The sequence below is a fragment of the Nostoc sp. T09 genome, assembly GCF_002154695.1.
Taxonomy (GTDB): Bacteria; Cyanobacteriota; Cyanobacteriia; order Cyanobacteriales; family Nostocaceae; genus Aulosira.
Window position 1 is genome coordinate 38,804 of the sequence record NZ_MTAV01000146.1, and the last position, 21,511, is coordinate 60,314.

Here is a 21,511-nt window from a genome sequence, read left to right on the forward strand (position 1 = left end):
TAACAATAAGGTAGAACACAAAAGAAAAGAAATGCTTTATTGTTCGGTGTTAACTCAAATTCATCGAGCCGCTTATAAATTGGCAAGACTTGCTTAAGGTATACGTGAGAATAGAGAAAGTACCCTGATAAATAAAAAATCTTAGCTTATATATATTCAAAATCTACATAAGCTAAATTAATATACTTGTACAGTTGTTTCTATATGCTCGATTAATTTAGCTGTGGATGACCAATTTTTGCTACATTGGAGGTTATTGGTATTGCCAACAACAGTCTATAGCTCACTGATTAGCCAGAATATATGAGTCTACTTTTATAGAGGGCGAACGATGGGACTCGAACCCACGAATGGTGGTACCACAAACCACTGCCTTAACCACTTGGCTACGCTCGCCATTAACTATCTGAGTATAACACTTCCCTGCTGATTTGATCCAAAAAATTTTGTTATTGGAACGGACTCAGTTAATTAGCAGTCTAATGACTAAAACAAATCATAGCTGATAAAACATGAAAGCCTCAACGATTATTGCATATTTAGGAGCCGCAGGACTAGTTGTATTGGGAATAATAATGACGAAATCAAATCCCACTGAGGTTGAATATCAAGACTATGCTGTGCAACGGTTGACACAATATTTAAAAACCGATGTTTGTCAAAAAACACAAGGTATTATAGAAAATTTAATACACTTTAATTGTGAAAAAGCAGTAGATTCAGTTAACCCGCAAATGCGGGGAATTATCGCAGGAACTACAAAACGTCAAGATTATATGATTTTTAGTATTTACAGTACAGATTTAAAACTAAATTCTTTTATACCGTCTTACAAATTTGAGACTGTGGGCGCATTTAATAACTTTTATACGTACTCTGCTGAACAGCAATAGAGCCAAGCACAGGGGGAGAATTTGGAATTAGTTGGGAATACTTCTATGTAGACCCAAGGAAAGCTCTACCTTGTAATGAAACTCTGTCCTAACATTCGCTGTCTGTATCCGCACAATTCTGACACAGCAAGATTTTGTACCAGATGTGGTAGGCAACTATTTCTCAAAGACCGCTATCATTTGCTTCATCTGATTGGACGTGGTGGCTTTGGCATAACTTTTTTAGCTGTGGATGAACACCTTCCCTCCAAACCCAAGTGCGTCATTAAACAATTCTGCTTTCCAGAACAAAATGGGGAAAGCTTTGAGAAGGCGGTGGAATTATTTCGCCAGGAAGCCGTCCGCCTGAGTGAGTTGCAGCATCCCCAAATACCTCAACTGCTGGAGTACTTTGAACAAGAAAATCAACTGTATTTGGTAGAAGAATGGATTGCAGGACAGACGCTAGCACAGGAGTTGCAACAGCAAGGAGTTTTTAGCGAAGCGCAAATTTGGGAACTTCTAAAAGAATTGTTACCACTGCTGCAATTTATTCATGTCCGACAAGTGATCCATCGGGACATTAAGCCAGCAAATATCATGCGTAGATCATCAGGGAATGATCTAGTTTTAATTGACTTTGGAGTTGCCAAACAGATCACCGCTACAGCTTTGCTACATACAGGTACAACAGTCGGAAGTCCAGGATATATGGCTCCTGAACAAATGCGGGGTAAAGCGCTACCAGCTAGTGACCTTTACAGTTTAGGGATAAGTTGTATTTATTTATTAACAGGAATTTCTCCTTTTGATTTGTTTGATGTGAGTAGCGATCGCTGGGTGTGGCGCGATTACATCTTAGGTAAAGATGCAGTAAACCCTCGCCTCGCTGATATTCTCGACAAACTACTGCAAAATGCTCTCTCCCAACGCTACAAATCTGCTGCTGAAGCTCTGCAAGCGCTGAATTGCGCGATTAAACTTGATTGTTCTCAACCTGTACAGAAAAAGCCAGTTCATACTTTGAAATCTGAAGCAGGAGTTGACTACCATCACTTGCGGGATTTACTTGCTTTAAGACAATGGCAATCAGCAGATGAAAAAACCTGGGCACTGATGTGTCAAGCAATCAGAAAGCCTGTAGGCAGCTATTTTTTTAGTAGTGATATTGAAAATTTGCCTTGTGAGGATTTACAAATAGTTGACGAATTATGGAGTAAATACAGCAAAGGGCGTTTTGGATTCAGCGTGCAAAGGCGAATTTATGAAAGCGTTGATGGTGACTACGGCAAGTTTTGCGCCGCCATAGGCTGGAATCTACCCCACTCCACTTCTCCTCTTCAGAAATTATTTTTTCGGTTGTCAGCGCCTCCAGGACATTTACCCTCCCATAATTGGGCTGGTGGTACTCAATTGTGGCGACACGTCAGTGCTTTAGTAGCAAAACTGAGAAACTGTAATACTAATTTTGAATTTTAGATTTTGGATTAGCAATCCTGACTAATAAGCAGTTCTAATGTAGGCTGGGCGTGGGCCACCATATCTGGGTTTTCGTTGGCATTGCCTAATATTAAGTGCGTGTAAATTCAATGCACGGAGTTTATCATTCATTAATATTTAGTAACATATTACAAATAAGTAGTAAAAGTTTAACCCTTGCCCATGTCTTCTGCATATCTGCTGGTATCTCACGGAAGTCGCGATCCGCGCCCAGAAATTGCTATGCAGCAACTGGCGAGGTTGATACGTGACAAATTACAAAACACTCACAAGCCAGAATATCTATTTGATCTAGCTTACTTAGAACTAAGGCCAGAACCTTTACACGCGCAGATCAAACAATTTGCCGAAAGCGCTTTTGCTGCTAACTGCGATCGCCTCAAAGTTATACCCTTATTTCTATTGCCGGGAGTGCATGTAATGAAAGACATTCCCGATGAAATAGCTCTGGCTCAAGAGGCTCTTGGTCAAGATATGATCGTTGACCTACAACCATATATAGGTACTCACCCTAGTTTAGAAAGCTTAGTTATCAAGCAAATATCAAGCAAAAATACAGCAGCGTGGATTTTATTAGCGCATGGTAGCCGTCGCCCTGGTTCTCAACAGCCAGTGGAAGTAATGGCTAAAAATCTGGGTGCAGTGACAGCTTATTGGTCTATGACTCCTAATTTAGAATCACGAGTCAAAGAGTTAATTGCTATTGGCAAGAGGGAGATTGCAATTTTGCCATACTTTCTATTCGCTGGTGGCATAACTGATGCGATCGCTCAGTCAATAGAGACGCTAAAATTACAATTTCCTCTCGTAAATTTCCATTTGGCACAGCCCTTGGGAGCAAATACAGAAGAATTAGCCGAGCTAATTTGGGATTTAATAGATACATAAACCGCACAGACACACAGGAGAAAAAGTTTTTGGGAAAGGTTTATTTGGTAGGTGCGGGCCCGGGAGATCCAGGACTGATAACGCTCAAAGGTAAGAGTCTCCTGGAATGTGCTGATGTGGTTATCTATGATGCTTTGGTGAGTCCAGCAATTCTGGAGATGATCAATCCCCAAGCAGAGCAAATCAACGCGGGTAAGCGGATGGGGCGACATTCTCTGTTGCAAGAAGACACAACCCAACTACTAATTGATAAAGCGCGGGATCATGCAATAGTCGTGCGGCTCAAGGGTGGCGACCCGTTTATTTTTGGTCGTGGTGGCGAAGAAATGGAAGAATTGGTAACAGCGGGAATCCCGGTAGAAGTTGTGCCTGGTATCACCTCAGGGATTGCTGCACCAGCCTATGCGGGTATTCCTTTAACTCATCGGTTGTATAGCTCTTCAGTTACCTTTGTTACTGGTCACGAGTCGGCGGGTAAGTATCGACCTACTGTAAATTGGGGTGCGATCGCTCACGGTTCGGAAACTATAGTTATTTATATGGGAATTCACAATCTGCCTTATATTGTCGAGCAATTGCGGGCAGCAGGCTTGAGTTTAGAAACGCCAATTGCCTTAGTACGTTGGGGTACGCGACCAGACCAAGAAGAATTGATTGGCAAAGTTGGCACAATTGTCGAGCAAGTGGAAAAGACTGGATTTGGCGCACCAGCGATCGCAGTAATTGGATCTGTAGTTAATATGCACAGTCTTTTATCTGGTTGCCGTCCCCGGTAATGAACGGGATTGGGCCTTGAGCAGATGTAGACGCGTAGCGGCTTCCCGTAGGGTGGGAGCAGAGAAAAAATGACAAATAATTACTGACTCTTACCTTTTGATAAATGACAAAAATGACAAATAATCAATTATAAATGACAAGTGACAAATAACAAATGACTATTGTTAATTTGTAACTATTCATGATAGAATACAATTCCACTCAGTAGCTGATTGAATTGCACTCAGTAAATCTTCAGGAGTATAAGGCTTAGTTAAATAGACATCGGCACTTTGTTTCCTCGCCCATAAACGATCAACTGCCTGATTTTTATTACTACAGACCACAATTGGAACTTTTTGACTAGTTAAATTGATTTTCAGGAAGCGGCACAACTCAAACCCACTCATTCCTGGGATCACCACGTTGGTAACAATCGCATCCGGTCTTTCTTCCAATGCTATTTCTAAAGCCTCTTTAGCACTAGAAGCTTTAACAATTTTGTAACCCCAATCTCCGAGATAATGACTGATAATTCTCCATTCTCGCAGAGAGTCTTCGACAATCAAAATTTTCCCAGCCCAAGTAATACTCAACCCTCAACCTCCTACAGAAATATGTTGGCTTGGTATCGTTATACTGCTGATTGCGAAATTACACCACGTGTTTACACCATGTGTTGAAAGATAGTTTTAAGTAAATCTCCTTGCGTAAAAGGCTTAGTCAAATAACCTGATGCTTTCACCATTTTGGCTTTTGCTCTATCTATCAACCCAGTTTTTCCCGTCACCATAATCACAGGTGTATTTTTGAACTGTGAGTGTTTACGCAGTAGAGAACATAACTCATACCCATCTAGATTTGGCATGGTAATGTCTAATAAAATTAAGTCGGGTTTGGTACGGAGAATTTCCATTAAAGCTTTTAATGAATCTGTGACTCCAACAACAGAAAACATTTGCTCATCCAAAAAGTTTTTGATAGCATTCAATACACTTGGGCTATCATCAATGCAAAAGATAGTGTAGATTTTTTTGTCATTAGCGGGAGGAGAAACTTGCTGAAAGCTATGATCTCGATTGTTAGAAGAATTGGGCAAATAATTAGAGTTTTCTGCTACTTGAGCGCTACCAGTTCTCAATGCTGATGGGGCTTTTACTGGAGGTTGTGATGGCTTTTGACGTGCAAATGACCCCTGTCTTTGAGAAATGGGTGAGTGGATATTTCCTTGTGCCGATGATGTTTCGCGCCCAGCAAATTCTCCCCTATATTTTTGGCACTGTTCAACCAGTAGGCGCAGATTTAGATAACAGAACTTTGGCAAATCATCTAAAAAGCTTTCAGGAACAAACTCATAACTTCCTTCTTCCACGCTCAAAAATGATTCTAAAACTTCTAGCGCCAATTGTTCTATTAAAATCCCTGCTTGTGTAGGACTGATATATTTCTGATTGACTAACCAACAAATAGCTAAATAATCTGGATTTGGTATTGCTTGATTCTCAATCCCTGTTTCAAATATTGCTCGTAGCTGCTCATCAATTCCTGTAGGAATAGTAGAAATCTGCTTACTCAAGCGCTGCAAGTTTCTATAAAGCGGCTCAAACATTTTCTCCGAGTAGCAAGCATATATCAGTTTGCCTTCATCTATATATATTGACCAAGAACCTGAGGTACTAAATACTTGTAAGCACCCGGTAACAGACTTATTAGTGATTTTTTTTAAAAGAGATAGGGGCTGTAGTTTCTGAAAAAACCTGTATCTACTAATAGGAAGTGTTTTCATTGGGACGGCTCTAATATAAAAGCAATATTTGCAGTTGAATGTTATGGAAACCCTTTCCCAGCATCACAGGGATTAAGTCAGAAGTGCTTTTAGATAAAAATAGCGCTTCACATCTATGTGAGTACAGGCAAATTGCCCACTCTCCAACTCCCCACTCCCTGTCACACTATAGTGCATCGAACTGCACTCGTGCTGAAGTAGAACAGCCATGCTATTGCCAAATAGCAAAATGGCTATACTTTCTGCTAGGAAACAGTATTCCAAAAATCAGCTTTACTTTCTGTATCTTTCGCTAATCTAGCTCATATCACAGTAACGCAAGTGTTTACTAGTAGCCACCGCCTTCAGCTTTTATGAGATGACAGTGATACTGGTAAAGGGTTTTTACGCTATGAGATTGTAGCTAATTTCGCCTTGGGTATGACTCCATTTAAATTCACCGTATTTATTGTAACTAAGTAAACGAACAGTTTATTATTTTATCCAAATTGGAGATTGTGGAGATTATCTCTGTATGCTTGGATAAAATTATTACTTGTACAATAATAGCGAATTACCATCAACGGTGAGTTAGTTAATATTTTGAGCGATGATTGTGCGTAATTCGATGTAATTGCTACCAACTTGGCAGAAGGCAAGCTTTTCACAAGCATTGAGGACAAATTTTACTGTTATGGGAGGAAATTACTTACTCTGCACATATTAAGTGCTAAATTCTCGAATTTATAGAGGAATTTAGAGAATTACATAGCAAATCTCAGCCAGTTAGAAAACTTTATTTAGGCTGATTCTCTATGTATCACCGATTTACCGATGTCTGATCCCAAACCATCACACAGAAGTGTATGTTATTAGCTGCTGCGGGGAATGCTTTTGGGTTTTGTTGATCCATAGGCTGATTTTACAGATAAAAAGAGATTGTCATAGTTAAGTAGCTGAAAAATAGTAATTTTCAGCTAAATGGTAGATATTAAGTGCGTTCCTTAATAAAACCTAGGTTACTTCAAAATTTAGGAACAGTGAAAGAAAATATGTGAAATTTATGATAAGTAAATCTAGGAAATATAAAAAAAAATTTATTTATTTGCTACTCCGGGCTAAGCAAAAATGTACAGGAAATTATCATTTTTTAGTTATTAAATCATATTTATGCAGTAGTAAAACACTTAGACAGTTTAAAAAAATATCTAAGAAGTTAAATAGAATTTAGCCCTTGTAATTATAAAGAAACTGTTGGTAAATAGCTAAGGGGTTAGACCCCCAATTAATTCTCCAACATTCTTCATAAACTCTTTGAACTTTAGAGCGATATGAAAAAGCGATCGCATCTTTCAATGAAGCCCTGTACCTAACAGATTATCAATATTGGCGAGCGGAAAATAGAGGTATGGCAGTCCTCAAATCTCAAGATGATCGGGCTGCTGTCAAAACCTGCAATGAAGCCATCAATGCACTTCAACGATCAAGGTTGTGGCGAATTACATAGTCGCAAAGGCAAAAGTTTGTATAACTACGGTAAGCAGCAAAATCCTAATTCTTAGCTTGGCGCTTTAGTTCGTTAAAATTAACTAGCAGAAACTCAACAACAAGCACTCTGCGTTTTACTTCGAGATAGGGGAATTAATCCAGACCAATTGTGAGCGAATTTAATTTAGAAGTCCAAGCAAACAGCGATGGTCTCACCAACGCCTCTAGCGAACGCCTCGATCGCTACCTTTCTCAAGAACTACCAGATTTATCCCGTTCCCGCATCCAACAGTTAATCGAACAGGGTAATGTTCAACTCAATGGTCAAGTCTGCACATCTAAAAAAATTAATGTTAAAGCAGGCGATCGCATTACTCTAGAAATACCAAAAGCTCAACCTCTACAACTGCAAGCAGAAGATATTGCCCTGGATATCTTGTATGAAGATGACCAGCTACTTATTCTTAACAAACCAGCAGGTCTAGTTGTGCATCCTGCACCCGGTCATCCAGATGGCACACTAGTTAATGCTTTGTTGGCACACTGTCCCAACCTACCAGGAATTGGGGGAATCCAGCGTCCGGGAATTGTCCATCGATTAGACAAGGATACAACCGGAGCGATCGCTATTGCCAAAACAGATATTGCCTATCAAAGCCTGCAAGCACAACTCCAAGCAAAAACTGCACGAAGAGAATACTTAGGTGTAGTTTATGGTGCGCCAAAAGCTGAAGATGGCGTTATAAATTTACCCATTGGTCGCCACCGCCAAGACCGAAAAAAAATGGCAGTTGTTCCCATCGAACAAGGCGGACGTGCTGCTGTCACTCATTGGCAAGTACTAGAACGCTTAGGGAATTACACATTAATTCACTTCCAACTAGAAACCGGACGCACCCATCAAATTCGCGTCCACAGCGCCAAAATTGGTCATCCCATTGTTGGCGACCCAGTTTATGGTTCTGGTCGTTCGATTGGAGTAAATTTGCCTGGTCAAGCACTGCACGCTTGGCGGCTCAAGTTACAGCATCCTTTATCAGGAAATCTAGTTGAGGTCACAGCACCCCCTCCACAAACATTTCTCACTTTGCTAGAAGTTCTGCGGCGACGTGCTGCTATTTCTTATTAGATAAGTTAAAAATATGGGTCAATATTTCCTATTTGCTTAACTCTGCTTTATAAAAATACATAAATAAATGCTGCATCTCAACTGATATCAAAAGCCATAATTAACTGCCCAAAATGAGTAATTATGCTGGAAATTCAGGAATTAACTTAATTTTCATCAATAATTAATTATTTTTTATATTCAACATAATTAATAAAAAATGTATTTTTTAATACTTCGTAAATTTGATTACTTTCTTTTAAACTTTGAATAATAAGTATTTACTACCAAAAATAATTTAAAAAATGTTTATTTATACAAAAATATTTGGTTCACCAAAATTTTATAAAGTAAAGTAAAGAAATATTTTCAGATGTAAAGCCATTTCGTTACTAATCTAATTAAAAACTGTGTAGAGAAACGATTAGCAGAGAATTCTGTTTGGATTAATTCTATTTTACAAAACTTTATCAAAGTACTATTAGCTGCTGCTGTGTAGTTGGCGGTACTGGTCCATTGGATGAATATGTAGTTGCTGGTTTGAGTGAACTTAACAGCGCTCTTGGTTTATCGCCTAGTTGGTATGTAGCAGCTCTAGAATTTATGTGGAACAATCATGGTTTACAAGGTGATGTTGCTGGTGAAGCCAACACTTACATCAACTATGCAATTAACGCATTGAGCTAAGACAAAACTATTGGGTCTTTGGAAATAGATAAGTGTCTCGTAAGTAGGTTAGCAGAATTAACTGTTTTGTTGTAGTAATTAACCTCCTTTCTACTACAAAAAGTTTAATTATTGTCTACGCTACTCAAGCACAGTATTTATCTATTACTAAAGACCCAAATTTATTTACAACATAAATTTGAAAGGGAGCGATTGTAGGAATGAGTAGTTCAGTTGCCGAACGGCTAGCAATTAGAGATGAGATTGGTAAAAAAGCTGAACTTCGTCCAAATTGGAGCGAAGATGATTTGCAAATAGTATTCCATGCTGCCTACGAACAAATTTTTGGTCGACAAGGAATATATGCCAGCCAAAAATTTGTGAGTGCTGAAGCTTTATTGCGTAATGGCAAGATTAGTGTACGGCAATTTGTTGAGATTTTAGCAAAATCTGAATTTTACAAAGAGTGCTTTTTTTACAAAAACTCCCAAGTGCGTTTTATCGAATTGAATTACAAGCACTTATTGGGACGTGCAATCTACGATCAATCAGAAATTGCTGAGCACGTAGACCTATATGCTGCTAAAGGCTATGATGCCGACATTGAATCTTACATTTACAGCCAAGAATACGAGGCTGGATTTGGTAATTCTGTTGTTCCTTATTACCGTGGATTTCAATCAATTCCGGGAATGAAGACTGTAGGATTCAACCGCATATTTGAGCTTTATCGCGGCCGTGGTAATAGTGATAATGCTCAATCGGGGCGGAAAAGTTCACGCTTGCAAACAAGAGTTTCGATGAATTTGGCTAACTGGATTTCGCCACCTTCATCAGGAGGCGGTAAGTTTGTTTCCGCAGCACCGACATTGATTAGTTCCACTCCCCGGGGAGATAGCCGGATGTTTGTGATTCAAGCGATCGCTGGTGCAATTAATACGACAGCAGTTCGTCGCAGTGTACAAGTTTACACTGTACCTTATGAACGGCTCTCTACTACTTATCAAGAAATTCACAAGCGCGGCGGTAAAATCGTCAACATTTCGGCCGTATAGAAGAGGCGGAAGGAGAGAGGAATAAGAACAAGGGAGAATGATTTACAGCAGTCTCCCGCCTCTCCCTTTTCTCCCGATTACCAAAATTCTCATACTTTGCAATGACTGCTGCTAACTCTGCTGAACCTATTCTTTCTCCAGAAGCAGCGATCGCTGCTTTGTCGTGTGACGATAACCAAATCCGCTATTATGCTGCTTGGTGGCTAGGTAAGCATCAGGTGCAAGCTGGTTGTGCAGCGCTATGCGATGCTTTGTTTGATCAAAGGTATCGCATCCCTGATGGCGGATATCCACTGCGCCGACAAGCTGCACGGGCTTTGGGACAACTCAAAAATCCCCAAGCTGTACCAGCGTTAATTGCAGCGTTGGAATGCGATACGGATCTACGTCTACGAGAAGCAGCGATTGTTGCTTTAGCTGCTATTGGCGATCGGCAGGCTGTGACGCCATTATTGAAGCTTTTGCAATCTAGTTATGAACAACCTTATGAAGCCTTAATTGAAGCATTAGCGACTTTAGAAATTTGGTCAGCACGTCCTTTAGTTGAGCCTTTTTTTGAGCATTCTTCTGAGCGGGTGCAATGTGCTGCTGCTCGATATATGTATCTTTTAACTAAGCAATCCCAGTACCTAGAACGTATTGTCAAAAACCTTAACCATGACAATATGTATTTACGCTGGGCTGCGGTATTTGACTTAGGAGCAGTTGGTCATCAGCAAGCTATAGAAGCAATTTTAGCAGCTAAAGTTCCTAACAGTTTGAAGCTGTTAAATTTGAAGCGCATTCTAGAAGCCATTCTGGATAATCATGCTTCTCAAAAAGAAATATCCCAGTTAATTTTTAAAGCGATTGATGATTTATCAATTCAGCTATGAAAGGGATTGGGGATTAGGGATTAGCAATTAGGAATTGGGTAAAAGTTTGTTCCCGTTCTTAATACTTTGTCACAAAAACAATGATGAGTTTGTAGCCAACTTTTTCTTTTGCGATCGCTTGACTTTCAAGACAATCGCTACTGGCTATAAATATTCAATGCTGTGACAGAATTCTAGCCCCCAGTCCCTAGTCCCTTTTTTTATACTTATACACACTTACCTTATTGAACTACAATGAATACATCCAACTCTCGTAGTACTGAGCAATTGATTTCACAATTAAACTCAAACCAAGCATCAACACCCCAAGAAGCGATCGCGGCAATTAATGCCATAGCTGCGACTAGTACACCAGAACCAGCAGCGATCGATGCCCTAATTCAAGGTTTAAGTCATCACTACCCGACTGTCGGCGCTGCGATTGTTGAGGTGTTAGTAAAATTAGCGCCGACAACTGTACAACCGTTAATCGCTGCTTTTAATGCTTCTAGCGATCAGGGGTTACAAGCTTACATTATTCAGGCTTTGGCTCAAATTGGCGACTCGAGAGCTTGTGATTTGTTGGCGGAAGTTGTCGGTACAGCAGTAGCCAATCACTGTCAGGGAAATGTCCGCCGTATGGCTGCACGGGGACTTGGAAAAATCGGCAGTACTGCTGATGATGCAGAATTTACTCGCTTTGCCCAAGAAAAGCTAATTTGGGCGTTGCTCAATCCGGATGATTGGGGTTTGCGTTACGCGGCTGCGGTATCTCTACAGCAAATCGCTACACCAGAGGCTCAGGTCGCCTTACAACAGGCGATCGCCCAAGAGACAGACAAAGTTGTCCAATCTCGAATTGCGATCGCCTTAGAGGCAATACTCGCGGCGGATGAAATTTCTTCTATGAGGAACGAATCGAAGCACTCACAAAAATATTGAGAAATATAAATTTTATATTTATATTTTGTAACATAGCTGCCAAAATTAAAAATCTATAGGAAAACTACAATATGCTTAAATTTCAAGGTTTTCAAGAAGATTAAGAAAATATAAAATCGAAAAATTTTCTTGATTAACGAATTCAATGTAAAGCAATGTTACGAAAATATTGATAATTTCTCAGGTGTAGCCCTTATATGTAAAGGATTTGAGGCTTTTCTTATTCCTGTAACTTATTTATTCACAATTTGTAACAAATAATGGATCTATAGCATTGTATAAACATAAGCTGGAGGGGTTAAACAACAGACAGAAGTTAAACAAGGTAATCAATTCACAAGGTTTGCCAGTTTCTCATAAAATCACCCCAGATTCTCATAATTTCTACGTTCATGAATTGTAAGGAGTTAAGAGACTTAAATTTGAGAAACAGTTTAATTTCAGTTTTTGTTAACTGTTCCAAAAGATAGTTTGATAAAACATTCCCCGTTTTAATCTAGACATCTCTCAACTAAGTAATTAGGAGATTAGAGTCCATGACATTAGATGTATTCACCAAGGTTGTTTCTCAAGCAGACGCTAGAGGAGAATTTCTCAGCAACGAACAACTAGACGCTTTGGCAAACGTAGTTAAAGATGGAAACAAGCGCTTGGATGTAGTAAACCGCATCACCAGCAACGCTTCTGCTATCGTTACCAACGCTGCTCGTGCGTTGTTTGAAGAGCAACCCCAATTGATTGCTCCTGGTGGTAACGCTTACACCAACCGTCGTGCGGCTGCTTGTCTCCGCGACCTGGAAATCATCTTACGTTACGTTACCTACGCTATTTTAGCTGGCGACCCCAGCGTTCTTGACGATCGCGCTTTGAACGGTCTGCGTGAAACTTACCAAGCTTTGGGCACCCCTGGTTCTTCCGTAGCTGTAGGCATCCAAAAGATCAAAGATGCAGCGATCGCTATTGCTAACGATCCTAACGGTATCACAAAAGGTGATTGCAGCTCCTTGATTTCTGAAGTAGCTAGCTACTTTGATCGTGCTGCTGCTGCTGTTGCTTAATAGCGCTAAAAAAAATCCGGAACCTAAAGATTAGGTATCTAGGCAAAAAATTACGAAACATCAAGGAGATTTTTAATCATGGTTAAGACCCCAATTACCGAAGCAATTGCAGCTGCTGATACCCAAGGACGTTTCTTAGGCAATACCGAACTCCAATCTGCTCGCGGTCGTTTTGAGCGTGCTGGTGCTAGCTTAGAAGCAGCTCGTGCGTTGACCTCAAAAGCTCAACAGCTAATTGATGGTGCAACTCAAGCTGTGTACCAAAAATACCCCTACACCACCCAAACACAAGGTAACCAATTCGCTGCTGACAGCCGTGGTAAGTCCAAGTGTGCTCGTGACGTTGGTCACTACCTGCGGATCATCACCTACAGCTTGGTTGCTGGTGGCACCGGTCCCTTGGATGAGTACCTAATTGCTGGCTTGGCTGAAATCAACAGCGCTTTTGATTTGTCTCCCAGCTGGTATGTAGAAGCTCTGAAGCACATCAAAGCTAATCATGGTTTGAGTGGTCAAGCTGCTAACGAAGCCAACACCTACATTGATTACGCAATCAACGCTCTCAGCTAGATAGCGTTATGCCCGGAGAGGGGTGCAGTTGCTGGATGAAGTCACCTAGCAGTTGGATCTCGCCCCGGGCATCGTTTTATGTAGGAAAAATAAAAAGCTAGCTTTAGCACAGCAAGCAGTCGGCAGCAGCCGAAGTGCAAATAAAAAGGGGGAAGAAAAAAATGGCGATTACAACAGCAGCCTCCAGGCTAGGAACTGAACCTTTTAGTCAAGCAGCTCGGATTGAACTTCGTCCCAATGCAAGTCGAGAAGATGTTCAAAATGTGATCCGTGCAGTTTATCGGCATGTTTTGGGTAACGACTATGTTTTGGCCTCAGATCGCCTTGTGAGTGCAGAATCACTACTGCGAGATGGCAATCTGACTGTGCGAGAGTTTGTCCGGAGCCTTGCCAAATCAGAACTCTACAAAAACAAGTTTTTCTATAACAGTTTTCAAACTCGGTTAATCGAACTCAACTATAAACATTTGTTGGGTCGCGCTCCCTATGATGAGTCAGAAGTAGCTTACCACTTAGACTTGTACCAAGAAAAAGGGTACGATGCCGAAATAGACTCCTACATTGATTCTGTTGAGTATCAAAACAACTTTGGCGACAACATTGTCCCCTATTATCGTGGTTTTGAAACTCAACCTGGACAAAAGACTGTAGGCTTTAATCGCATCTTCCGGTTGTATCGTGGTTATGCCAATAGCGATCGCGCTCAAGTAGAAGGCAAAAAATCTCGGTTGGCACGCGAACTAGCAAGCAACAAAGCTAACTCAATTGTTGGGCCATCTGGTAATAACAACAATTGGAGTTTCCGTGCATCTGCGGATGTAGCGCCGAAAAAGAATTTAGGCAATGCTGTAGGTCAAGGCGATCGCGTTTACCGCATTGAAGTCACAGGAATTCGTAGTCCTGGCTACCCCAGCGTCCGGCGGAGTAGCACCGCATTTATCGTACCTTACGAGCGGCTTTCAGACAAAATTCAGCAAATTCACAAGCTAGGTGGCAAAATCGTCAGTGTCACATCAGCTTAAGTTAGTTAATTTGCAGCGACTGTTATTAGTCAAAACAGTAGAGGAGATATAGAAGTAATGTTCGGTCAAACCACACTTGGTTCTGGTAGTGTTTCTTCATCTGCTAGCCGGATATTTCGTTACGAAGTCGTAGGCTTGCGGCAAAATTCAGAAACAGACAAAAATAAATACAACATCCGTAACAGCGGCAGCGTGTTTATCACAGTTCCCTATAGCCGCCTCAACGAAGAATACCAGCGGATTACCCGCTTAGGTGGCAAAATCGTTAATATTGAGCTACTGACTCCAACAGTGGCAGAATAGCGCCCTGGCAATGATAGAACCCAGTGCAGAAGAGTATGCTGCCGAAAATGCGCCACCGCTCACACCAGAGCAAGCGATCGCTAACCTACAATCATTAGATTTAGGTCTGCGTTATTATGCCGCTTGGTGGTTGGGTAAGTTCCAAGTTAGCCAGCCAGCTGCTGTAGACGCTCTAATTGCAGCTTTAGAAGACGAAGCCGACATAACCGAACTGGGAGGTTATCCTCTGCGACGCAACGCGGCAAGAGCGCTGGGAAAATTAGGTGATAGAAGAGCCATACCGGGTTTAATTAAGTGCTTGGAATGCTCCGACTTCTATGTGCGGGAAGCAGCAGCTCAGTCTCTGGAAATGCTGCGCGCCACAACTGCGGCACCAGCACTGATGCAACTGCTCGATGGGGGTGTAGCAGTAGCCGTGCAAGTACCAGGAAGACCGCACTTAATCCAGCCCTATGAAGCGGTGCTAGAAGCCTTAGGAGCTATTGGTGCAACTGAGGCTATTCACCTAATTGAACCGTTCCTAGAGCATTCAGTACCAAGGGTACAATGTGCCGCAGCTAGAGCAATGTATCAATTGACACAGGATCCTGCCTATGGGGAGCGCTTGGTGAAAATATTAGACGACAACGATCTAAAATTACGCCGTGTTGCTCTGGGGGATTTAGGTGCCATAGGTTATATGGCAGCAGCAGATGCGATCGCTAACGCCAAGGCAGAAAATAGCTTCAAACTCATTGCCCTCAAAGGATTGCTAGAGTATCAACTTCCAGAGGAGTTCGACGCCTTCTGTATTGCTGATGATGCAATCCGGGTTATGAACCTGATGGATTCACTATTGTAGTCAATAGTTATTAGTTGTTAGTCATTAGTTATTAATAATGATTAAGAACCAATGACTATTGACTACTGGCTATTGATTACTTGAGTTAATGACTGATGAACTAATTCGCGCCATTGCCCTTGCAGACACACCAGCGCGAATGGTGGCGGCAGTGCAAAACTTGGCAGCAACAAAAGACGTAGCGGCGATTCCCACATTAATTGCTGTGTTTGGTTATAACAATCCAACAGCAGCAGCAGTGGCAGCATTAGCGCTGACAGAGTTGGGAGAATTAGCAGTGCCTCAATTGCTAGAGCAAATTGATGATTATAACTATGGCGCACGAGCTTATTCGATTCGCACCTTAGCAGCGATCGCCGATCCTCGCGCTTTAGATGCACTAATCAACGCAGCTACTACTGATTTTGCTCCCAGCGTCCGCCGCGCCGCTGCCAAAGGATTAGGAAATTTGCATTGGCAAAAGTTGGGATTTCCTGAAAGTCAGACAGCACCCTTAAGAGCGCTGGAAGCACTACTGCATATTTCCCAAGACTCAGAATGGTCGATTCGTTATGCTGCTGTTGTCGGATTGCAAGCCCTAGCAAAGATACCTGATTTGCAGCACCCCATTCGGGCTAGACTCGAATACATGCTGGCCAGCGATACCGAGAAAGCAGTCCGCGCCCGCGTGCTGTTGGCTCAGAGCCAATAGATTGTTTTATTACCATAAAACAAAGGTAAAAGTAAAGATGTCAATACCACTGCTTGAATATTCACCAACCACACAAAATCAGCGTGTAGAGGGCTACGAAGTGCCCAACGAAGATACACCGATAAATTATCGGTTGGCAGATGCTACTTCAGATAAAGATATTGATGGGATTATCTGGGCAGCATATCGACAAATTTTTAGCGAACACTTAATTATCCAGAGAAATCGTCAAAAAAACTTAGAATCTCAACTGCGGAATCGGGCAATTAACGTCAGAGATTTTATCCGTGGATTAGGTAAGTCTGAAGTCTACCGCACACAAGTAGCAGATCTCAACTCTAACTACCGCCTAGTTGATATCACATTGAAGCGGTTTTTAGGACGCGCTGCTTATAACAAAGACGAAGAAATTGCCTGGTCAATCGTGATTGGCACTAAGGGATTGCATGGTTTTATTGACGCACTATTAGACAGTGACGAGTACCGCCAGAACTTTGGTGATGACATCGTACCTTTCCAGCGCCGTCGTTTCAAAGACCGTCCCTTTAATTTAGTTAACCCCCGGTATGCTTCATACTGGCGCGATCGCCAGACATTGACGTATTTAGGAGGTCGATCTTTCTATCAGGCCCGCACCAGTGGCTCTTTAACCAAAGAAGATATTCGTCAGGCTATCCCCTCTAATTTCTTAGCATTAGCAGGACAAATTCTTCCCAACGAACGTAACTATCAGCGAACGATTGCGACAGTAACGTCGCAAATCAAAAATATACAAATCCCGGATAATAGCCGCGAACCAGTTACAGAACAACCAACAGTGAAACCTACAGCTGTTGCTCTGCCTTATCGCTATATTCCCGGAAATCGGACAACTTAGGGCAGGAATCAAGGTTAAAAGTCAAGATTCATTAGCAATAAGACAACTGACAACAACCATTAACTATGTCAATTCCTTTACTAGAATACAAACCCAGTTCCCAAAACCAGCGTGTCCCTGGTTACGAAGTTCCTAACGAAGATACTCCCAGGACTTACCGCATCGAGGACTATGCTTTTGAAGGTGAAATCGAAGAATTAATTTGGGCCGCCTATCGCCAAGTTTTCAGCGAACACGTCATCCTCAAATTCTATCGTCAGAGCTATTTAGAATCCCAGTTGAAGAATAAAGCAATTAGCGTGCGCGACTTCATCCGGGGTTTGGCTAAATCAGAGGCTTTCAAGGATTTAGTAATCAAGGCTAACTCCAACTACCGCCTCGTAGAATTAGCCCTCAAACGGCTTTTAGGTCGTGCGCCTTACAGCAAAGACGAAGAAATTGCTTGGTCAATCAAGATTGCAACCCTTGGTTGGGATGGTTTTGTCGATGCTTTGCTAGATTCTCAAGAGTATCAAAGTAACTTTGGTGAGAATATAGTTCCCTACCAACGACGTCGCTATAAAGATAGACCTTTTAATCTGGTGACACCCCGCTACGGCAACTACTGGCGTGACAAGCTAGAAAACGGACGTTATAAATGGGGTGATATCAATAACTTCTTGGATATGGCGAATTCCATCGCTATTAGGACAGTTACCTATACACCAGTTAGCATCGCAAACATCAAAATTCCCGACACCACCAGAGAAACTACACCGCAAGGTATTCCCCTTTCCATAAATACCAGCGCTAATTTCCCTGTACGATGAACCGAATGCGAGACAATAAATAAAGAATGAATGAGGAGTTTGAGTTATCAAGCCTCTTTCAGTTTTCATCAGCTAGCTCTTTGTTTAATTTGTTAATAAAAGGAACAACGCAGCATGGCACTGCCATTACTTCAATACAAACCAAGCAGTCAAAACCACCGAGTCAAAAGCTTTGGCGTCGCTGATCTAGATGACGATTCACCATATATCTACCGAATCGAAGATGTCAGTTCCTACACTGATATCCAGAATATTATTTGGGCTGCTTATCGTCAGGTATTCAGCGAACATGAGATTCTCAAATTTAATCGCCAAAAAAACTTTGAATCTCAACTGAAAAATGGCTCCTTGTCAGTAAGGGACTTTATTCGGGGTTTAGCTAAATCTGAGGCTTTCTATCGTTTAGTTGTCTCGGTTAATAACAACTACCGTCTAGTAGACATTACTCTGAAGCGCTTGTTAGGCCGTTCTGCTTATAACAAAGACGAAGAAATTGCTTGGTCAATTGTTATCGGTACTAAGGGTTTCAGCGGCTTTGTTGATGCCATTGTGGACAGCGAAGAGTACACTCAAGCCTTTGGTGAGAATACTGTACCCTACCAACGCAAGCGCTTAGAAGGTCGTCCCCATAACTTGGTAACTCCTCGCTACGGCGAAGACTTCCAAGAAAAAGTTGGCACCGTTACAACAGACTGGCGCTTTACCTTGGACAAATTCTATTCACGCAAGTTCCAAGAAAAACGCCTACCAGAAGGCGATCCACGGAAATTTGCGGATGTGGCAGCCGCAATTGGTGCTCAAGGTAACTACGCACAAAGAGTATCTGCGTTTAACATCGATTATCTCAACGCAGTGCCTTACCGTGGTGGTAGCAGACGCTAGGATTTAAAATCCGATCGCCTAAAATTTTATACTGGGTCTAGTTTCCGCGTTGATGTGACCGCTAGTTTGCAGTTTAGCTGTTAGCTAGGTGTGATATTAAGTGGAGATTAGACCCAGTAGTTTTACTTGGTGAAGATAGAATCATTAAGATTCACGGCACAACAAACAATTCGATTGTGCGATCGCGATCGGTTTATTAACGTTAAATACAATAAATAAGCAGTATCACAGTGCATTGGAGTAGATAGATATCAGCCAATAGTGTAGAGGTTGGTTATCTAAGAATTGTTTGTACTGGAACCTAACTCTTCGTTATTAATATCAATAACCTTTTGAATCGATTGCTTGACTTTTTCTTCTGTCAAACTTTGCCAGAAATATAATTTTTCCGGCAGTTTTGCAACATCTAGTAGAGAACTGTGCTGCATAACAGCTTGTAGCCGCTGCAATGCTATTTCTTCCAGTTCTTTTAAGTGTTCTCTGCTGAGAAACCATTCTCCTGGAGAACTACAGTCCTCCATTTTATATTTACCTTGTTCCTGAATCAAAATTGTAATTTCACTAACAATTGTAGATACAGCATTACTATTTGACATTGCATGTTTCAATGTTTCAAACCGTTCTTGTTCATTGATCCGACGTAACAGTTGCGCGATAATACGCTCAACTCTGATGTCAGTTCCTAAATCAAATATGCCGTCAGGTTGATCTTCCGAACGTAGAAGATGATCGCCTACATCAAAAAAAGCTTGGACAATTGAAGCAATACAATTTAAAGGAATTGCTGTTTCAGTATAATCCTCAAGCTGTTCCAGAAAAGCCCTTGCTTGGGTTATACCATCAGGACGTTTTTGATTAGCAAGTTCTACCAGCTTTTCCCCAAATGCTTTTGGATCGCAAGCTAAGGTAAGAACAGCTTTCACTTCTATCTCCGAGAATTTACCTTCTGTTAAGTTCAGACGAAAATAGTTAGCAAACGTTTCTAGGCTACATATACGCAGGTATTTGCGCCATATTGACTCATGTTTTGCATCGTAGTAAGTATTACAATAAACAGCCTCTAACTTAGGAAAAAGACGCATTAACAGCCGTTTAATTGGTTCTTTATCTTCATCTTCTGTTTGAGCTAGCCACGAATTATGAAAATGTTTTAGTTCGTCTACGGTAGGAATTGAAGAACCTTGAGGATCTGAATATCCAGCAAAAAATTGAGGATTTTTACGGATTATGTCATAAATCGCTGGACGAAAGACTCGCAGCGATTCAATCGCCACAATGTCGGCTGGATTCACTTCACCTTGAGCCACTGGATATGTCACGGTTAAGGTGTTGGTCAGACGAACAATGTCACGGGGTGTATTAATAAAATGGTCTATACCTTGAGAGTAAATATTACTCCAGTGGGTAGCATCAAATATCTGCTTTGGTGTATCAGCAAATATAATATTGAGTTTTTCAAAAAGCAGCCTACGAAGTAAAGTTTTGTCTGGAAGTGGTAATTCAAAAGCTGCTTGAATAATTTTCTCAAGATAAACGTCTCCGGGTATATTCTGCGTCTCCGAAATAATTTTGTGGATAACTTCTTGATTGAAGGCTAGAACATAAACAACATTATCAAAATTAGGAATTGCCTTCAGCAGGCGAAATAGCTGCATAATATCGTCACTATTAAGCCTGTCAATTTCATCAATAGCGACCACTATTCGCGGATGTTTATCTTCCAGTGTTTCTTCCAGGTCTTCTTTTAATTCAGAAATATCTTTTTCTTTATTATCAAATAATTTGACTACCGCTTTACCAGCTTGAGCGTAAGGAACAGGAATTTCAGAAACAGCTTTTACAAAATCGGCTATTCGTTTTCTAAAGCCTTGAGGAACAGCTTTCAATTGGCTCAAACTGATCTGTAATTGATTAACGAAGCGTCTTGTAATATCTTCATCTCCAGTAAATAACCAAGGATTAAAAGGAACGATAATAGGTTGTTCGTTTTCTGGCTTGTCCTTAAGGTAGTGAACTAAGAAATTTAACAGTGTTGATTTGCCAAATCCCCAAGGCCCATAAATTGCAATAACGAAGCCTTCGGGAAAATTCATTTTGCAAATACTGTCTGCTAGGTGTCTAGCAAAGGCTGCGTATCCTAATCGATCGTATTTTGGGTTTGTTAAAGGATTGTCTGCAAATTGCTCATTTATATTCTCAGTTTCGCTGTCTGAATGACTCGTGATTTCAACCATTAGACTTCCCCTCTGTAGCTATTTCGCATCATGCAGCATAAAAAAAAGAAATCCTTCCCTCTCAAGGAAGGAAGGATTTTGTTAGTGATACCAATTCATAAAAAATTGTTGTGTCAGATACTGCACCTGCGGAGGGTTTTTATTCATGTGTTGCTGGGATAACCATGATGAAATGCATACATCAATCATGAATGAACAAAAGGAATAGAAATTATGATTTAGTCAGAAACTCTTTGTTTCTACCCTCTAGCTTGAAAATAAGGCAGGAGGCAGAAGGAAGGATTAATATTTTCATCCTTGGTTGTGCCAAAATCTGGGGTGAATGGCTGA

At 41.1% G+C, this 21,511-nt stretch carries 20 protein-coding genes, 1 tRNA gene and 1 pseudogene; 18 read left to right on the top strand and 4 right to left on the bottom strand.

Features of this window, described 5'->3' with window-relative positions; all coding sequences use genetic code 11:
* Positions 1-323: 323 nt before the first annotated feature.
* Positions 324-396: transfer RNA gene (locus BV372_RS26210), tRNA-His, on the bottom strand.
* A gap of 116 nt (positions 397-512) precedes the next feature.
* On the opposite strand from BV372_RS26210, the gene BV372_RS26215 reads away from it, so the two are divergent.
* From BV372_RS26215 to cobA, 4 genes are all read left to right on the top strand, one after another.
* Positions 513-893 carry a DUF4359 domain-containing protein gene (locus tag BV372_RS26215; protein WP_086689421.1) on the top strand — a complete coding sequence of 127 codons (381 nt, stop codon included), beginning with the start codon at positions 513-515 and terminating at the stop codon, positions 891-893.
* 75 nt (positions 894-968) lie between these two features.
* On the top strand, positions 969-2,351 hold the full coding sequence (locus BV372_RS26220) for a serine/threonine-protein kinase (RefSeq protein ID WP_086689422.1): 1,383 nt from the start codon (positions 969-971) through the stop codon (positions 2,349-2,351).
* 183 nt (positions 2,352-2,534) lie between these two features.
* Positions 2,535-3,260, top strand: coding sequence for a sirohydrochlorin chelatase (locus BV372_RS26225; protein ID WP_086689423.1), 726 nt, complete (start codon positions 2,535-2,537; stop codon positions 3,258-3,260).
* Entirely contained in the window at positions 3,257-4,036 is a 780-nt protein-coding gene (gene cobA, locus BV372_RS26230) for a uroporphyrinogen-III C-methyltransferase (RefSeq protein WP_086689445.1), read from the top strand. The genes BV372_RS26225 and cobA overlap by 4 nt, the downstream gene beginning before the upstream one ends.
* A gap of 180 nt (positions 4,037-4,216) precedes the next feature.
* Here the strand turns inward: cobA and BV372_RS26235 are convergent, their stop codons facing one another.
* Both BV372_RS26235 and BV372_RS26240 read right to left on the bottom strand, forming a co-directional pair.
* Complete coding sequence (locus tag BV372_RS26235; RefSeq protein WP_086689424.1) at positions 4,217-4,612, bottom strand: PleD family two-component system response regulator; 396 nt, start codon at positions 4,610-4,612, stop codon at positions 4,217-4,219.
* A gap of 71 nt (positions 4,613-4,683) precedes the next feature.
* Complete coding sequence (locus tag BV372_RS26240; RefSeq protein ID WP_086689425.1) at positions 4,684-5,802, bottom strand: response regulator; 1,119 nt, start codon at positions 5,800-5,802, stop codon at positions 4,684-4,686.
* A gap of 1,633 nt (positions 5,803-7,435) precedes the next feature.
* Here BV372_RS26240 and BV372_RS26245 point away from each other — a divergent pair.
* The 14 genes and pseudogenes from BV372_RS26245 to BV372_RS26310 all read left to right on the top strand — a co-directional run bounded on the left by BV372_RS26245 (position 7,436) and on the right by BV372_RS26310 (position 18,947).
* Positions 7,436-8,398: an RluA family pseudouridine synthase gene (locus BV372_RS26245; protein ID WP_179198242.1), complete on the top strand. Its 963-nt coding sequence runs from the start codon at positions 7,436-7,438 to the stop codon at positions 8,396-8,398.
* 468 nt (positions 8,399-8,866) lie between these two features.
* A pseudogene (locus tag BV372_RS26250) lies at positions 8,867-9,064 on the top strand (phycocyanin subunit alpha); the annotation flags it as partial.
* Positions 9,065-9,264: 200 nt separating this feature from the next.
* Positions 9,265-10,098 carry a phycobilisome linker polypeptide gene (locus BV372_RS26255; RefSeq protein ID WP_086689427.1) on the top strand — a complete coding sequence of 278 codons (834 nt, stop codon included), beginning with the start codon at positions 9,265-9,267 and terminating at the stop codon, positions 10,096-10,098.
* A 101-nt stretch (positions 10,099-10,199) separates the two neighbouring features.
* The gene (locus BV372_RS26260) at positions 10,200-10,973 is read left to right on the top strand and encodes a HEAT repeat domain-containing protein (protein WP_086689428.1); all 774 of its coding nucleotides are present in this window, start codon (positions 10,200-10,202) and stop codon (positions 10,971-10,973) included.
* 234 nt (positions 10,974-11,207) lie between these two features.
* Positions 11,208-11,894, top strand: coding sequence for a HEAT repeat domain-containing protein (locus tag BV372_RS26265; protein ID WP_086689429.1), 687 nt, complete (start codon positions 11,208-11,210; stop codon positions 11,892-11,894).
* A 536-nt stretch (positions 11,895-12,430) separates the two neighbouring features.
* Positions 12,431-12,952, top strand: a complete 522-nt coding sequence (locus tag BV372_RS26270; RefSeq protein WP_086689430.1) for a phycocyanin subunit beta — start codon at positions 12,431-12,433, stop codon at positions 12,950-12,952.
* 78 nt (positions 12,953-13,030) lie between these two features.
* Positions 13,031-13,522, top strand: a complete 492-nt coding sequence (gene cpcA / locus BV372_RS26275) for a phycocyanin subunit alpha (RefSeq protein WP_086689431.1) — start codon at positions 13,031-13,033, stop codon at positions 13,520-13,522.
* 161 nt (positions 13,523-13,683) lie between these two features.
* Positions 13,684-14,544: a phycobilisome linker polypeptide gene (locus tag BV372_RS26280; protein WP_086689432.1), complete on the top strand. Its 861-nt coding sequence runs from the start codon at positions 13,684-13,686 to the stop codon at positions 14,542-14,544.
* A 57-nt stretch (positions 14,545-14,601) separates the two neighbouring features.
* Positions 14,602-14,847 (top strand): phycobilisome linker polypeptide, encoded by a 246-nt coding sequence (locus BV372_RS26285; RefSeq protein WP_086689433.1) that lies wholly within the window; start codon positions 14,602-14,604, stop codon positions 14,845-14,847.
* 10 nt (positions 14,848-14,857) lie between these two features.
* Positions 14,858-15,688 (top strand): HEAT repeat domain-containing protein, encoded by an 831-nt coding sequence (locus BV372_RS26290; protein ID WP_086689434.1) that lies wholly within the window; start codon positions 14,858-14,860, stop codon positions 15,686-15,688.
* An 88-nt stretch (positions 15,689-15,776) separates the two neighbouring features.
* Positions 15,777-16,379 (top strand): HEAT repeat domain-containing protein, encoded by a 603-nt coding sequence (locus BV372_RS26295; protein ID WP_086689435.1) that lies wholly within the window; start codon positions 15,777-15,779, stop codon positions 16,377-16,379.
* Between the two features lie 37 nt (positions 16,380-16,416).
* Complete coding sequence (locus BV372_RS26300; RefSeq protein WP_086689436.1) at positions 16,417-17,256, top strand: phycobilisome rod-core linker polypeptide; 840 nt, start codon at positions 16,417-16,419, stop codon at positions 17,254-17,256.
* A gap of 65 nt (positions 17,257-17,321) precedes the next feature.
* Positions 17,322-18,065 carry a phycobilisome rod-core linker polypeptide gene (locus tag BV372_RS26305; RefSeq protein ID WP_086689437.1) on the top strand — a complete coding sequence of 248 codons (744 nt, stop codon included), beginning with the start codon at positions 17,322-17,324 and terminating at the stop codon, positions 18,063-18,065.
* 114 nt (positions 18,066-18,179) lie between these two features.
* On the top strand, positions 18,180-18,947 hold the full coding sequence (locus BV372_RS26310; RefSeq protein WP_086689438.1) for a phycobilisome rod-core linker polypeptide: 768 nt from the start codon (positions 18,180-18,182) through the stop codon (positions 18,945-18,947).
* 278 nt (positions 18,948-19,225) lie between these two features.
* Here the strand turns inward: BV372_RS26310 and BV372_RS26315 are convergent, their stop codons facing one another.
* Positions 19,226-21,181, bottom strand: a complete 1,956-nt coding sequence (locus BV372_RS26315) for a P-loop NTPase fold protein (RefSeq protein ID WP_086689439.1) — start codon at positions 21,179-21,181, stop codon at positions 19,226-19,228.
* Positions 21,182-21,511 lie beyond the last annotated feature (330 nt).